15 protein-coding genes are annotated in these 14,348 nt (G+C 62.4%); 5 read left to right on the top strand and 10 right to left on the bottom strand.

Annotation, left to right across the window (positions count from 1 at the left end; translation table 11 throughout):
- Positions 1–4 precede the first annotated feature (4 nt).
- Genes AO692_RS10350 through AO692_RS10335 form a run of 4 tightly spaced genes read left to right on the top strand, consistent with a single transcriptional unit; the run spans position 5 to position 4,507 of the window.
- Positions 5–1,189 (top strand): ABC transporter substrate-binding protein, encoded by a 1,185-nt coding sequence (locus AO692_RS10350; RefSeq protein WP_054309974.1) that lies wholly within the window; start codon positions 5–7, stop codon positions 1,187–1,189.
- A gap of 60 nt (positions 1,190–1,249) precedes the next feature.
- The gene (locus tag AO692_RS10345) at positions 1,250–2,119 is read left to right on the top strand and encodes a branched-chain amino acid ABC transporter permease (protein ID WP_054309973.1); all 870 of its coding nucleotides are present in this window, start codon (positions 1,250–1,252) and stop codon (positions 2,117–2,119) included.
- On the top strand, positions 2,106–3,818 hold the full coding sequence (locus AO692_RS10340; RefSeq protein WP_054309972.1) for an ATP-binding cassette domain-containing protein: 1,713 nt from the start codon (positions 2,106–2,108) through the stop codon (positions 3,816–3,818). The genes AO692_RS10345 and AO692_RS10340 overlap by 14 nt, the downstream gene beginning before the upstream one ends.
- Complete coding sequence (locus AO692_RS10335; protein ID WP_054309971.1) at positions 3,815–4,507, top strand: ABC transporter ATP-binding protein; 693 nt, start codon at positions 3,815–3,817, stop codon at positions 4,505–4,507. Before AO692_RS10340 ends, AO692_RS10335 begins: the two co-directional genes overlap by 4 nt.
- Positions 4,508–4,562: 55 nt before the next feature.
- Here the strand turns inward: AO692_RS10335 and AO692_RS10330 are convergent, their stop codons facing one another.
- The 10 genes from AO692_RS10330 to AO692_RS10285 form a co-directional block, all read right to left on the bottom strand.
- Entirely contained in the window at positions 4,563–5,126 is a 564-nt protein-coding gene (locus AO692_RS10330; RefSeq protein ID WP_244483312.1) for a PRC-barrel domain-containing protein, read from the bottom strand.
- Positions 5,127–5,212: 86 nt separating this feature from the next.
- Positions 5,213–6,253 (bottom strand): EscU/YscU/HrcU family type III secretion system export apparatus switch protein, encoded by a 1,041-nt coding sequence (locus tag AO692_RS10325; RefSeq protein ID WP_054309970.1) that lies wholly within the window; start codon positions 6,251–6,253, stop codon positions 5,213–5,215.
- A 27-nt stretch (positions 6,254–6,280) separates the two neighbouring features.
- Complete coding sequence (locus AO692_RS10320) at positions 6,281–7,078, bottom strand: tetratricopeptide repeat protein (protein ID WP_082407292.1); 798 nt, start codon at positions 7,076–7,078, stop codon at positions 6,281–6,283.
- A gap of 77 nt (positions 7,079–7,155) precedes the next feature.
- On the bottom strand, positions 7,156–7,590 hold the full coding sequence (locus tag AO692_RS10315) for a hypothetical protein (RefSeq protein WP_054309968.1): 435 nt from the start codon (positions 7,588–7,590) through the stop codon (positions 7,156–7,158).
- A 10-nt stretch (positions 7,591–7,600) separates the two neighbouring features.
- On the bottom strand, positions 7,601–8,956 hold the full coding sequence (locus AO692_RS10310; RefSeq protein WP_054309967.1) for a type II and III secretion system protein family protein: 1,356 nt from the start codon (positions 8,954–8,956) through the stop codon (positions 7,601–7,603).
- An 80-nt stretch (positions 8,957–9,036) separates the two neighbouring features.
- A complete protein-coding gene (sctV, locus tag AO692_RS10305; RefSeq protein WP_054309966.1) occupies positions 9,037–11,190 on the bottom strand; it encodes a type III secretion system export apparatus subunit SctV in 2,154 nt (717 codons plus the stop codon).
- A complete protein-coding gene (locus tag AO692_RS10300) occupies positions 11,187–11,426 on the bottom strand; it encodes a hypothetical protein (protein ID WP_244483311.1) in 240 nt (79 codons plus the stop codon). Before AO692_RS10300 ends, sctV begins: the two co-directional genes overlap by 4 nt.
- 89 nt (positions 11,427–11,515) lie before the next feature.
- Complete coding sequence (locus AO692_RS10295) at positions 11,516–11,785, bottom strand: hypothetical protein (RefSeq protein ID WP_244483310.1); 270 nt, start codon at positions 11,783–11,785, stop codon at positions 11,516–11,518.
- Positions 11,786–11,943: 158 nt separating this feature from the next.
- Positions 11,944–12,915 (bottom strand): EscD/YscD/HrpQ family type III secretion system periplasmic domain-containing protein, encoded by a 972-nt coding sequence (locus AO692_RS10290; RefSeq protein WP_054309963.1) that lies wholly within the window; start codon positions 12,913–12,915, stop codon positions 11,944–11,946.
- 119 nt (positions 12,916–13,034) lie between these two features.
- A complete protein-coding gene (locus AO692_RS10285; protein WP_054309962.1) occupies positions 13,035–13,217 on the bottom strand; it encodes a hypothetical protein in 183 nt (60 codons plus the stop codon).
- A gap of 214 nt (positions 13,218–13,431) precedes the next feature.
- On the opposite strand from AO692_RS10285, the gene AO692_RS10280 reads away from it, so the two are divergent.
- Positions 13,432–14,292 carry a MurR/RpiR family transcriptional regulator gene (locus tag AO692_RS10280; protein ID WP_082407305.1) on the top strand — a complete coding sequence of 287 codons (861 nt, stop codon included), beginning with the start codon at positions 13,432–13,434 and terminating at the stop codon, positions 14,290–14,292.
- Positions 14,293–14,348 lie beyond the last annotated feature (56 nt).

Here is a 14,348-nt window from a genome sequence, read left to right as displayed (position 1 = left end):
AAAAATGCATTGGAAATCAGCTTTGCTTTCTGGCGTCTTTGCCGCGATCGGTATCGGCGCACTGACGGGAGGCGCCGCGGCCGCAGGCCCGACCTGCGCCAATGGCACCATCAAGGTCGGCGCGGTTTCGACCATCACCGGCCCTGCCGATTTCAGCGAGGTACCAAAGGCGACACAGGCTGCGTTCGATGCCGTCAACGCTGCCGGCGGCATCAACGGCTGCAAGATTGAATACACCATTGCCGACGACAAGGCCGACCCCGCCGTTGCCGCCCAAGCCGCACGCGACCTGATCGACAACAAGGAGGCCGTCGCCCTTGTCGGTTCGGGAAGCCTGCTCGATTGCGCCGTCAACGCCGTCAACTACAACCGCAAGAAAATATCTTCAGTTCAGGGTCTTGGCGTCGATGCTGCATGTTTTTCTTCACCCAGCGTTGCACCCGTCAATGTCGGCCCGTTCACACTGTCGACCGCCATGGGCTACTACGCAACCAATGTGCTGAAGAGCCAGAAGTTCTGCGCTTTCTTCATCATCATCGGCGGCACCCAGGAAGCCTACAAGAAGGGCATCGAGGACTGGGAGAAGATCAGCGGTCAGAAGGTGCATCTGCTTGACCTCACCTTGCCATTCCAGGGCGATCTCACGCCGTATGTCATCAAGGCGCGTGATGCAGGCTGCGACACCGTGCTGACCAACCAGGTCGAGCCGCAGGTGGTACAGCTGATCAAGACGGTGGATGCCCAGAAGATCACCGGCATCAATTGGCTGTTCCTGGCGCCGGGCTACACGGTGCAGGTGGCCAAGGCACTCGCCGACACGAAGCAGCCGATCTATGTCGGCACCGAGTGGGAGCCTTTCACCGAAACCGGTTCGGCCGCCAACGCGCAGTGGATTGCCGACATGAACAAGGCCGGCCGGCCGCTGACCGCTTTCTCGCAGGGCGGTTATCTGGCCGCCAAGATGTTCCTCAAGGTCATCGAGGGCATCGACGGTGAGGTGACACGCGAAAGCGTGACCAAGGCGCTTCTGGAAATGAAGCCGATCTCCGATCCGCTCGCCGGCTCGCCTTACGTATTCGGTGAAGCAAAGACCCATTCGCCGATGCGCGCTACCAAGGTCATGAAGCTCGAAAGCGGGGCTTGGAAGGTGGAAACACCGGAATGGGTCGTGCTTCCTGACGCAAAGTAGCCGCTGACTAGAGGACGGCAGACATGTTCTGCCGTCCTCTTTTCTCATTCGGGATCATCGATGAATTCGTTTCTCACACCCGCCATTGCGGGGCTGACAGCCGGCGGCACCTATGCGCTGCTCGGCGTCTGCGCCGTCTTCACCTACCGGCTTGTCGCGGTGGTCAATTTCACCGGCGCTGCGATCGGTTCGGCCGGCACCTTCGCTCTGATTGCCTTGACCGAGTCCGGCTATCCGACCTTTCCGTCGGTGATTGCCGGCATCCTGGTCGGTGCTGCGGTTGGCGTGCTGATTGGTTTCATCATGACGCGCTGGTTCGCGGAAGCAAACCCGTCCACCAAGGCGGCGGTGACGGCGGCGCTTCTGGTCGGCCTGATCGCGATCGGCCTCAGATTGACCGGTGGCCAGCATCCTCGTGTCATGCCGGACCTGTTTCCGGGTTCCGCGTTTCGCATGGCGGGCGTCGAAGTGACTATCGCCTCCGTGCTCACCATCGGCCTTGCCGTGCTCTTCACCGTGCTGTCCGATCTGTTTCTCAACCGTACCCGCATCGGCCTGCATCTGCGCGCGCTGTCGGACCGGCCGCTGGCCGCCGAACTGATCGGCGTGAAGGTGAGGCTGCTGTCGCTGCTGGTATGGGGCGCGACCGGCGCCTTCACCACCTTCGCGCTGATGATCATCGCGCCGCAGCGCTCGCCGAATTTCATGACGCTCAGCCTGCTCGTCGTGCCGGCGCTCGCCGCCGCGCTGGTCGGGCTGTTCCGCAGCTTCTGGCTGACGCTGGCCGGCGGCATCCTGCTTGGCGTCGTCGAAGGCCTGGCGAGTTCGGTCGACTCGATCAGCCAATACCGCAGCGCCATTCCATTCCTGGTCATCCTGGCCGTGCTTCTGTGGTCGCAAAGGGAGGCTCGCTGGGATGACGCGCGCTAGTATCCGGGCCTCGCTCACAATCATCATCGCCGCCGTGGTTCTCGGCAGTGTCATCGCCGGGCTCCTGCCGTCCTATTGGGTGTTCCTGGCGACATCCGTCCTGATCACCGGCGTGGCGCTGCAAAGCCTTGGACTGGTGGCCGGCCGCACCGGCATGATCGCGCTCTGCCAGATGTCCTTCGCCGGTGTCGGCGCCTGGACTGTGGGATATTTGAACATCGCCGAAGCGCCGGGCGGACTGGCGACCTGGATCCTGCTCGGCGGTCTTGCTGCTGTGCCGCTGGGGGTGGCCATCGGCCTGCCGGCCTTAAGGCTGCGCGGCATCAATCTCGCCATCATCACTTTGTCTTTTGCTGCCGCCTTCGACGTCATCCTGGCGACCATGACATTTCCCGGCCAGACCGCCTTCATCCAGGTGCCGCGGCCGACACTGTTCGACAGCGACGAAGGCTACTTCGTCTTCGCTCTGATCTTCTATGTGGCCATCGCCGTTGCACTCGAATTCCTGGCACGCTCCCGGCTGGGCGCGTCCTGGCTTGCAGTGCGCCATTCCGAACGCGCCGCTGCGGCGCACGGCGTCAGTGTCGCCAAGGCGAAGCTGTCGGCTTTCGCCATCAGCGCCTTTATTGCCGGCATCTCGGGTGGTCTGCTCGCCGGCTATCTCGGCACGCTGGTTGCCGAGAATTTCTCCATGATGCAATCGCTCAGCCTCTATGCCGTCGCTGTCATGACCGGCGCGCATTTCGCCGAAGGCGCCATCATTGGTGGTATCCTCGTCGTCATGTTCCCGGAAATCCTGCGCCGGTTCGATCTGCCGCAGGATATCGGCAACGTGCTGTTCGCGCTCGGCGCCACACAGGCATTGTCGACCGGCGAGACGATGAGCGAGACTTATCGTCGTCTGCTGCGCAAGTTGGCGCCACAGCGCAAGGCGGCCGGCAGCACCTTATTCGAGGGCGATCTGCCGGCGCCTGTCGAGCATGCGAAGGGGGCTGCACTCACCGTCGAAAAGCTCACCGTGCGTTATGGCGCGGTGTTGGCGCTCGATGGTGTCGATCTGACCATCCCAGCCGGTTCGGTCGCTGGCCTGATCGGGCCGAACGGGGCCGGCAAATCGACCTTCATCGACGCAGTCTCGGGGTTCCTCGCTAGATATGAAGGTTCGATCAAGCTGGGAAAGACACCGCTGGAGGGGCAGGCAGCGCATGTCAGGGCCAGGGCTGGTGTGCGCCGCACATGGCAGACCAACCGCATCGCCCCGGAACTGACGGTGGGCGGTTATCTGCGCCTTGCCGCCGGTAACCTGAGCGAAGCTGAAGTTCGCGCCATGCTGGATTGGCTGGACTGCCCGGACCCGGAAACGCCCGTGGTGGCGGTCGATGCCGGGACGCGTCGCCTGCTCGACGTTGCCGGCGTGGTTGCGGCAAGACCTACCGTCATCCTCCTCGATGAACCGGCAGCCGGACAGTCGCACGAGGAGACACTGAGGCTCGGCAGGCGCATCGCGGAGATTCCCACACGTTTCGGGTCTTCCGTACTGCTGGTAGAACACGACATGGATCTTGTCCGTGCTGCCTGCAGCCAGGTCACTGTGCTCGATTTCGGCCGCGTCATCGCATCCGGGCCACCCGCCGTGGTGCTGGATCAGGGGCCCGTCAAACGAGCCTATCTCGGCATTGAGGAGAGTGTCGCAGCATGAGTGAACTTGTCATTTCCTCGCTGTCGATCAGCCGCTCCGAACTGCCGGTCGTTACCGAGATCAATGCCCGTGTCGAAAGCGGTTCGATCAGCGTTGTGCTGGGCGCCAACGGCGCCGGCAAGACGACACTGCTCGAAGGGCTCTCCGGTATCATTCCGGTGTCAGGCGGAACCATCGCCATCGATGGTTCCGAAATCCAGAAGGCCCGGCCCGGCCAGCGCTCGCGCGAAGGCCTGGCGCATGTGGAGCAGGGCCGCACCATCTTCAGCCAGTTGACCACAGAAGAGAATATGAAGGTGGCGCTGCGCGACGGCAGCGATCTTTCCGAAGCATATGGCCTGTTCCCGGAGCTGATGCAGCGTCGCACCATTCGCGCCGGACTTCTGTCAGGCGGCGAACAGCAGATGCTGGTCATTGCACGCGCGCTGCTGACCCGCCCGAAGGTGCTGATGATCGACGAAATGTCAGCGGGGCTCGCCCCGGTCATCGTCTCTCGGCTGATGGCAGCGGTGCGCAAGCTGGCGGATGCTGGCCTCGCCGTCCTCTTGGTCGAGCAGTTCGCAGCCCTTGCCCTCGGTATCGGCAACCGCGCCTATGTGCTGCGACGCGGCCGGGTCGTGTATGACGGCGACTGCAAGACACTGCTGCGTTCGCCCGACGAGCTGCATAGATTGTATCTTGGAGGGTAGGGCACCCGCAAGAAACCCGGCCCGGAGAACCGGGCCGGGCGAATGGGTCACGCTCTTACTGCGCCGGTGGTGACGCCGTACCGCCTCCTGCCGGAGCCGTTGTACCGCTATCGGATGCGCCCGGACTTGCCACGCCTTCGGCCAGTTTGTTCCGGTCAAAGGCAGGCGCGCTGTTGAGCTGATCCTTGGTGGCCTTCATCACCAGCCAAGTCTTGCCATCGCTGCGCGTGGCCATCTGCAACTGGTCAGGGCTGACGGCGACGTCCTTTTCGCCGACGCCAAGGAACCCGCCGACGCCAACGACCGCGGCCTCGATCTTGCCGTCAGGCGTCAGGATCAGGTCGTTGACCTTGCCGACGGTAGCAGCATCAGCCTTGTCGCTTTCATAGACGCTCTGGCCGATGAAATTGGTCACCAGCACTTGTCCGTCCTTCGGCTGGATGGAGCCGACGGTATTGGCGTCCGTACCAGCAGGAGGCGCTGCAAAGACGTCCTTCGTCGACACCGACATTTCGGTTTCAGCCGAACCGCCGGCCCCCGGTGTTGCGGTTTGCGCGAGCGCCGAGCCGCTGATCAGCAGCGCGCATGTCGCGCCCAAAAGTGCCGTTTTCATCATCATGGCTGATCTCCTTTGCTGCAGGGGATGCACAGAGACCCAACGGCACGCTGATGGGATCGTTCCGAAAAACTTGAGGGTGGCCGGGACTAAGTCAGCCCATGCCGGACGAGATGACGCACGACCGGCGAGAACATGTTCTGGCCGATGTAGTTTCCGGTATTGGTCTTTTCGAACAGATCCCGAGCCAGGACGGTGTCGCGCACGATGGGAATGCCAGCTGCCTGCGATTGCGCGATCATGTCCACGGCGGCGCGGCCCTGACCCTTGGCCACGACGGTCGGCACCGGCGTTTCGTCCTTGACGTAGCGCAACCCTACCGCGAGCTCGTCTCCGGCAAAAACGATGACAGCGTTTTGCACACCCAGCCGCGCCGGCTGTTGCACGGCCTCGCGTCGCTGGCGTCGCTGCTCCTGGCGGATGAGCGGATCGCCCTCCATGTCCTTCTGCTCGCGCTTGTACTCGGTCGTGGTCATGCGCATGTCGCGCAGGAACAGCCAGCGCTGCAGCGGCATATCCAGAATGCCGATGGCGAGGAAGGCGAGGGCGGCCGAGACGCCGACTGGAACCAGCACGCCCCACAGCATCGGCGTCATGCAGGACATGCCGCATGCAGGTGCATCGAAAAGCGGTTGCAGCCACTGCACCAGGATCACGACGAAGAGAGCGGACAGGAACACCAGCTTGATCAGGCCCTTCACGAACTCCACGACATTGCGCAGAGACATGATCTTCTGCAGGCCTTTGGCCGGGTTGATATGATCGAATTGCGGTTTGATGGTCTCGAAGGAAAAGACCGGGCCTAGCGTCGCCAGCATGCCGAAGACGAGGGTGACCGCGACGACGATCGCGACCATCGGTACGGTGATGTACATCAGCAGGAAAAATGCGTGACGGCCGCTGCGCAGCAAAATCTCGCTGAACGGAACGTTGTAGTCGGTTATCGTGTCGATCAGCCCTGAAAAATGCGCCAAGGCGGCCGGCCAGACGAGATAGATATAGGCCAGAACCGCGCACAGGCCGAAACCCGAAACGAAATCGCGGCTTTGCGAAGCCTGGCCTTTGCGTTTGGCATCGCGCAGCTTCTTGTCGGATGCCGGTAGCCTTTTTTCCTCAGCTTCTTCGGCCATGCCGCCAGCCTCTCGGGCCCGCCTTCGCTAACCGAGGACGGAACCCAGGGCCTGGGCCCTGGCTTGTGTGCTGCCCTTGGCGCGAATGGATTGAGCCTGCGCCAGCAGCTTGTTGATTTCCTGCGTCGGCAGGCCGACCGGAGGCGCAGCCCTGACCTGATCGCCCTGACCCAGCAGGCCGTAGACGATGACGGCATTGCGTTTGTGATGCAGCTGAGCGTTGGATGCGCTCACAAGCTTTTGCGCCAATGGCAATGCCACGCCGGCATTGCCTTCGAGTCCGGCTGCGAGAGCCATGTTGGTTTCGATGTCGAGGTCGCCCGGCGCCATCTTGAGCGCCTGGCCGAAGGTGACCTGCGCTTCCTGCGTGTGGCCGGAAAGCGTCTGTGCCACACCGAGGCGATTGTAGGAACTGCTGGTGTTGACCAGCGGTGCCGCCTGGGCCAGCGCCCGCATTCCGGCGTTGTAGTCGCCGGCATCCATCATCGCCGAGCCCAGGCCAAGCATGGCTTCGCCGTTGTTCGGCGACTTGGCGAGCGCCGCTTCATAGGCCTTGGCTGCCTGGTCCGGATCGCCGGCGCGCATATAGGCGTCGCCGGTTTTGACATAGGCGCTTGGGCGCGCGTCGGGCAGGGCCGCCGCCTTCTGGTAGAGCGCGATCGCTGTATCGCTGTCGCCGCGCTTCGCAATGTCGTCGGCGAGCTTGATGAGGCGTTCGGACGGTGAGGCCGGGGCCGTTGCCTTCGGGTTGACGGCGCTGTGGGTTCCGGTCTGGCAACCCGCCAGTGTCAGGATTGCCAAAGCCGGCAGGAAAACGACACGCATATCCATCTCTCCCCATTTACCCTCTATCGTCGGTTGCGAATTCGCCCCGACCGTTCGTCCGGAACCCGCATCGTCGACTAGTTCGTCGTCAGATTAGGTGTCTCGGCAGCCGGTTCCGGCTGCTCGCCATCGAGATAACGCCGTGCTGCACGTGCCGTCGGGCCAGCCGCGGCTGGTCCCATGCGGCGACCTTCGACCAGGTCGCGCTGGCTCTCGACCATGCGCTGCAGATTGTACGCGTTGGCACAGCCCGGCGGCAGGTGCGAGCCGACGCCGGAAATCTGTGTCAGGCTGGCCGATGAGGCCGACGGAGGGTTATCGTCGTCGACCGGATCATTCAGACACGCATTCGGTGCAAGCACCGAGCCGGACGCGCTCTTGTCCGAGCCGCCGGGGCCTGTGGCCACATAGCTGTAGCCCGGCGAATAGTCCTGCTCCGGCTTGGTGTTGCCGACACAGCCGCACAACAGGATGGCCGGGACGATAGCGAATAAGGCGCTCGACAGTCTCATCGCGGTTCTCCTACTTGACGATCAAGCCGACGGACGAACCGCCTTTTTTGCGCTTGGCGCGTTTCGCTGGCCTGTCCTGCGGAGTGGCAAGGCTGTCGCGCACCGGCTCGACGAGATAGGGCGTGATCAGGATAACCAGTTCGGTTTCCTCCCGCTGGAAACGCTGCGACTGAAAAAGCGGTCCGAGCACCGGCACGTCGCCCAGCACCGGGAACTTCTCGACATTGCGTGAGGTGCGTTGCTGGAACAGCCCGGCGATAGCGAAAGTCTGCCCGCTTGCCACTTCAACGGTGGTGTCGGCGCGGCGCACCACGAAGCTCGGCAGCGAGAAACCGTTGGCACCAATCGTGGCGCCGCTGTCGGACAGCGAGCTGACCTCCGGCTGTACGTTGAGAGCGATCCGATTGCGGCCGATCAGCGTCGGCGTGAACCCCAGTGACACGCCGAACTGCTTGTATTGGACTGTGACGACATCGTTGCCCTGCGGAATGGGAATGGGGATTTCGCCGCCGGCCAGGAATTTCGCCGTCTGGCCGGTTACGGCCGTCAGGTTCGGCTCAGCCAGGATCTTGACGATGCCGTTACGCTGGAGCGCTTCGATGAGGATATCGAAGTTTATGCCGTGTTCCTGACCCAGGTTGAGGCCGAAGTTTCCACTGTTGCCGCTTGGCACACCGTTGTTCTGGAACATGTTGAATTCGAAGCCGGCGCTCTTGTAGCCGACGTTCCAATCCACGCCGTAGGATTGCAGTTCCGTGCGCGAAACTTCAGCGAAGCGCACGCGGATGTTGACCTGCTGCGAGCCGCTCACCGTCATGTTGTTGATCGGCGGCTGTTCGGGCGGAGAGAAGGTGCGCGCGATGTTGTCCATGTCCGTGGCTTCGTCGACGCCACGGGCTTCTCCCGTCGTCACGATGCGATTGCCGAAAATGGCGAGATTGGTCGCCGAATTCGGTCGCATGGCCTTTTTGGCCTGATTGGCCGAAGAGATGTCGGCGGTCACGCGAAACTGGGCAGTCGCCTTGATGCGTTCGTCGGAAGTGATTGCGATCAGGTTGGTCAGGCCGGGCTTCAGGCCGAAGACATAGACCACACCCGGCGAGACGACCTGCAGGTCAGCGATCGTCGTATCGGCGATCAGCACGGATTCGACTGGTTCGTTGAAACGCAGCAGGCGTCCCTGACCGACAGGCAGATCCACCATCGGTTGCGCTGACAGGTCTGAAATCTCTTGCGCCCTGAGGCCGGTCAGTGACGAAACAAGGCTCAGCAGGAAAACGGCAAGTGCGAGCACCAGCCACGGTGCCTTCATCCGGGCCGAACAGTCATGCCATCGTTCGGCTCTCGCGTAGTGGCAGCTAGGCATGCAGTCCCTCTCTCACGCATTCCCGGCATTCGTTGGTCCCCGATGCCGTTGCTATTCGTCCCCAGTTCATCCGGCCCAGTTCACCCGGCAGTGTTTTGCCCACCCAGCGCGCCGGCGGAAGGCAGCGATGGGGGCCTGGATCTCCCGGAGTTTCCCGAAATCGTCGCCAGCGGCTGGACATTGAATTCGGGCGCAAGCTCCTGGAATGAAAGAACCGGCATTTCGATGCCGTTCTGCACCAACAGCGCGCGCATATGGCGGCGCACGTCGGCCGCCGTCACAACGACCGGTGAAACGCTGGCAGCGGCGCGCGAAAAATTACGCTCGATCTCGGCGGCCAGGACCTGCACGCGCGAATCCGCCGTGTTGAGGAAATCTCCGGTCGGTGTCGTCTGCACGGCTTCGCGCAGGATATCTTCTGCGGAGCGCTGCAGCACATAGGCGGAGATGATGTTGTTGCGGTCGGCGACGCGGAAGCTGATCTGACGCCTTAGCGCCGTCCTCACATGTTCGGTGAGCGGAACGACATCCTGCTCACGCTGCCCGGCCTCGACCAACGCTTCCAGAACAAGACGCAGATTGCGGATCGGCACGTTTTCGGCAACCAGCCGCCTGAGCACTTCGGCGATCTTCTGCAAGGGGACGATCTCGGCGGTCTGCCGGACCAGATCGGCATAATCGGTTTCCATTTCGGAGAGCAGCTTGCGTGTCTCCTGGATGCCGACGAAGTGGCCGCAATAGAGCTGAAGTGCGTGCGCGGTCCATTTGGAAGCGATCTCGATCGGCTCGGAATAGGGTAGTTGCGCCTCTTCGAGCGCAGAAATGCCGTCGCGGTCGACCCATGAGAATCTGCGCTGGCCCACGAGGGCGGCACCTTCCTCATAGGTGAGGCTTAGCAGTTCAAGATGACTCACCTCGGTTTCGACAAGCACCCGGTCTGCCGGAATCTCGGCCTCCAGAATCGGCACGCCTTCGAGATCGATGCGGATGTTGCGCGGCGCGATCGTTTCATTGATGTCGACGCCGATGGCAGGAATCTCGACGCCAAGGTCGTCGAATATGCTCCGGCGCATCACATCGGTGCGTTGGCTAAGTTGCGACTGGGTCACTTCGGCCGCCAATTCCGTTCCGAGCCTGACCACGATGCGGCTGGACCCGAGCAACGGCGTGGCGTTGCCTTCGAGCGCAGCCGCGCCCTCAGGCGCCTGCCGTGTCGTCGTGGGTAGAGTTTCCGCCGGTTCGTCATCACGCCGGGATCGCCGATGGATCATGAAGGCGCTGGCACCGAAGGCGATGCCCAGGGCAACGAAGACAAGGCTGGGAAATCCTGGCACGAGTGCCAGTCCCATCATGATCACAGCGGCAAGGCCGAGGGCGCGTGGGTCGCGCAGCAACTGGAAGCTGATTTGTTTGCCGAGATCATCGGTGCCGTCCGCACCGCCGACGCGCGTTACCATCGTGCCGGCGGCGATCGCGACGAGCAGAGCGGGGATCTGCGCCACGAGACCGTCGCCGACCGTGAGTAGCGAATAGGTCGAAGCGGCCTGACTGATCGACATGCCATGCTGCAGGGTGCCGACTGTGAAGCCCCCTATGAGGTTCACGAGGATGATGACGATGCCGGCGATCACATCACCTTTGACAAACTTCATGGCGCCGTCCATCGCGCCGAAGAGCTGGCTTTCGCGTTCGAGCTGCCTGCGCAGATGTCTTGCTTCGGCCTGGTCGATATCGCCGTTCCTGAGCTCCGCATCGATGCTCATCTGTTTGCCGGGCAGCGCGTCCAAGGTGAAGCGGGCTGCCACCTCGGCGACACGTTCGGCTCCGCGTGCGATGACGATGAACTGCGCCACGGTGATGATCAGGAAGACCACCAGGCCCACCGCGATACTGCCGCCGACGACGAAGTTGCCGAAGGCGGTGATGATCTCGCCGGCGTCGGCTTGTAGCAGGATCAGGCGGGTGGTCGTGATGGTGATCGCCAACCGGAACAGCGTGGCGAGCAGGATGACGGACGGCATCGAGGAAAACTCGAGCGGATGCGAGACATAAAAAGCAACCAGCAGGATGAGGACGCTGAGCGCGATGTTCGCGGTGATCAGTGCGTCGACCAGGAAGGTCGGCAGCGGGATCAGCATCATCACCACCGCCACCAGCATCAGCACGGCAATGACCAGGTCGCCGCGCTGCGAGGCCTTTCCGAGCAGTTGCAGAAGCCTTTGCGAAATGGTCATTGCGCCTGCCTCTTTGCCAGAAAACGCCGGAAGGACTCGCGCGCTTCGGTCTTACGCCCGGCCACGAGCAAGGCACGGCTCTTCAAAAGATGAAGGGTGGGGTGTTGCATTCCTTCCAGTGTCTCCAGCCTGGCGATCGTGGCGAGCGCCTTGTCGGCTTCTCCGTCCAGGATGAGCAGGTGTGCCAATGTCCTCAGTATGCCGGCGTCCTCCGGCGAAAGCTGTGCCGCAATCAACAGGTAGACCGCGCCCCGTCTGGCCTGACCGTGACATCCGTAGAGATGGCCAAGGACATGCAGCAGATGCGCAGCCTCGCGTGGCCCGGTCAGATTCCAGTCCCTCCCTGCAAACGCCCGAGCAGTTCGCGATGGCGCTCGATCTCGTCTTCCATCAACGTCCTGGCAAGCGCTCTCAGCGGCTCTCCGCCATCGAGATCCGGCACAACCTCCCTGATGAAATGATGCAGGATGGGCACCGAACGCCGCAGGATCGCCGGCTCGGGGATTTCCGGCATGACGAATTCGGCGAGGATCTCATCGAGCGACTTGCCGGTCGTACCCGCCGATGGCCTGGCGAAGGTCTCGGCTTCCAGCACCTCCGTCCCCGAGGCAGAATTCGTGCCCCTGGCGCTGGCCCGTTTGATGCCGTTTAAGCGCCGTCGTTCGATCGGTTGGGTGTGCGAAGCATTCGCATGCCCATCTCTGCCGATCGAGTCCGGTCGTGCGTCGAAACGTGGCCCGTCGACGCGGCGGCTCACTGGTACTTCAGCGCGACAGTGGCGCCGCCCTTTGTCAGCACGAGCGCGGTCTGGCCAATCTCCTTGATCGTCCAGCCATCGTTCGTGAAAGCGCCTTCGTGATAACGCGCTCCATCGCCCGCAATCACATAGGGCCTCTCTCCGTACCAGATTGCCTGCAAGGTGAGGCGCGGCGGCTGGGCCGCATCACCCACAGCGATGTTCGACACCAGCGGCACCTGTCCGAACTTCTGGTCGAACCACGAGCGGACGTCGGTCCAGGTGCCGGATTGCGCATTGGGTATCGTACCTGACACAACCAGGCGTTCCGACGAACGTCCGACCGCAACGGTCTCCAAGCCCGATTGCGCGAGCCGCGCTGTCAGTTCCGCCTGCGCTGCCGCGAGGTGTTCGGCGTCGGCTCCGCCCGGAATGCTTCCCGTCACCTGGCCGTCGGCGAGCCCGAGCTTGGCCGATTTGTCGTCAGTCTTTGCGACGGACAAGCCGTTGGCGGCCACGGAAATCGCGAAAACCGCCGCAATGAGAACGCCGCCTGCGAGCAGCGGACGCTGCGACAAAGACCAGCGGCTCTTGATCGGTTCGGGTCCAGTGAGTTGCAACTGGGCATCGCCCAGCGAAATGCCGAGCGGCAGGCGGCGCCGGCAGCCCTGGCCTTTGCGGATTGTTTCGCCGCTGGCGAGTTTGAGGTCGCCGCCGACGGCTTCGATTTCGACTTGGCTGCCTTTGCGGTGAAGTCGAGCATGGAGGGATTCGATGCCCGGATCCCTGAGAACGATGTCCGAATCGCCATCTGAGCCGATCGTATAGGAGGGCTTCGTGAGCTCCAGGCTCGCACCGCTGTGAAAGCCCTGAATGACGGCCAGTGTCGTGGGCTTGTCGGGGATAAGGCTCGCAGCACCGCTGGTCAGAGCGCGCAGTGCGAGCTTGCCCGTGCCACTTTCAAGCTTTCCGGTCGAGTGAGCGCTCATGCCTTTCAACCTCCCGCCATAACGATTTCAGACATCGGTCGACGCGATAGTCCTGCGCCGAGAATGCGGCACGCCGCCGGTAACGTCCGGCGGCGCAGAATATTTGATAACCCTGCGCCTCAGGCCTTTTCAGCCGACTGGCCAAGCGTCCTTGCGGTGCTCATCAACATGTCATGCTTGGACTTGGCGATCTCTTTCGTGATCTCCAGGCCGAACATCCGCTCCTGGTGCTTGATCATCTTGTCCAGGTTTTGTTCCGGACTGCCACCACTGCCGGTGGGAGGGATAGTAGTGTCACCCATGACTGTCTCCTTGAGGAACCATTCCACGCAATCGTGACAGCCCAACACAATGGACTCCCTTTAGATTGCTATTCGAACTTAGTGCAGTGCCGCAGAAATAGAAAGTCCATTTGGAATATAGAAAACATGAAAATTCCAACTGTTGCATTGCCGGCTGGCAGCAGGTAAATTCGAACCGGGCAAATTGGGGTTTATGGAAATGGAAAAAGGTCCTTTGTCGGAACTGCTCGTGGAGCGATTCGAGACGATGCCGCCGCAGTTGCAGGTTGCGGCGCGTTTTGTGCTCGACCATCCTCAGGACGTCGCCTTGATGTCCATGCGCGAGCAGGCCAGTCAGGCAGGCGTGTCGCACAGCACCATGATGCGGTTGGCGCGTTGGCTAGGCCTCGATGGCTATGAAGACATGCGCAGCCTGTACGCGCGCGCTCTGCGTGACCGCGGTGCGGGCGAGGCGATTCGGCCCGGCCTGCCGCCGCAGCAAGAGCAGGATTATCCAGCAGCCGGTATCGCGGCGGACACGCTCGCCGCTCAGGTCGCCAGTCTCGGCGAATATGGCAACGCGATGCAGTTTCTGGCGGCCGCCAGGCTGATTGCTGACTCGAAGACCATTTTCGGTCTGGGCTTCGGAGCCTCGCGTTCGGTCGTCGGCCATTTTGTACAGACGGTTTCGCCGCTCCTCAACGAGGGCCGCAGGACCGTGTTCGTGGCGGATTCCTGCGGCACTGGCGCCGAGGCGCTGCTGGATGCCAAGACCGGCGACGTCGTGCTTGTCGTCGGAGCCGCGCCTTACGAGCGCGCAACCATCGATTTTGCCCGTCAGTCCGCCAGTCAGGGCGCGGCGGTGCTGGCCATCACCGACAGCAGCGTTTCGCCGCTGGCGCGCCTGGCGCGCGAAACGATCGTGGTGACGTCGAATTCAGGTTCGTTCTTCCCAAGCATGGTGCCGGCATTCGCCGCGGTTGAAATCCTGGTCGCTCTGGCCGCGCCGCTGTCCGATGTCGATGCTGTCGAGAAACTCAAACAGTCGCAAGAGCAGCTCGCTGCCTTCGGCGTTTATTGGAAGGCCGCTCGCTAGCATCTTTCCGGGTGCTTATCGGACGGACCTTCGGCCAGCCCCAAGGGGCAAAGCAC

It is taken from the genome of Mesorhizobium sp. 1M-11 (assembly GCF_001303895.1).
GTDB lineage: Bacteria > Pseudomonadota > Alphaproteobacteria > Rhizobiales > Rhizobiaceae > Mesorhizobium.
The sequence above is the reverse complement of the archived record's forward strand: the minus strand, read 5'-3'. Positions and strand labels throughout refer to the sequence as shown.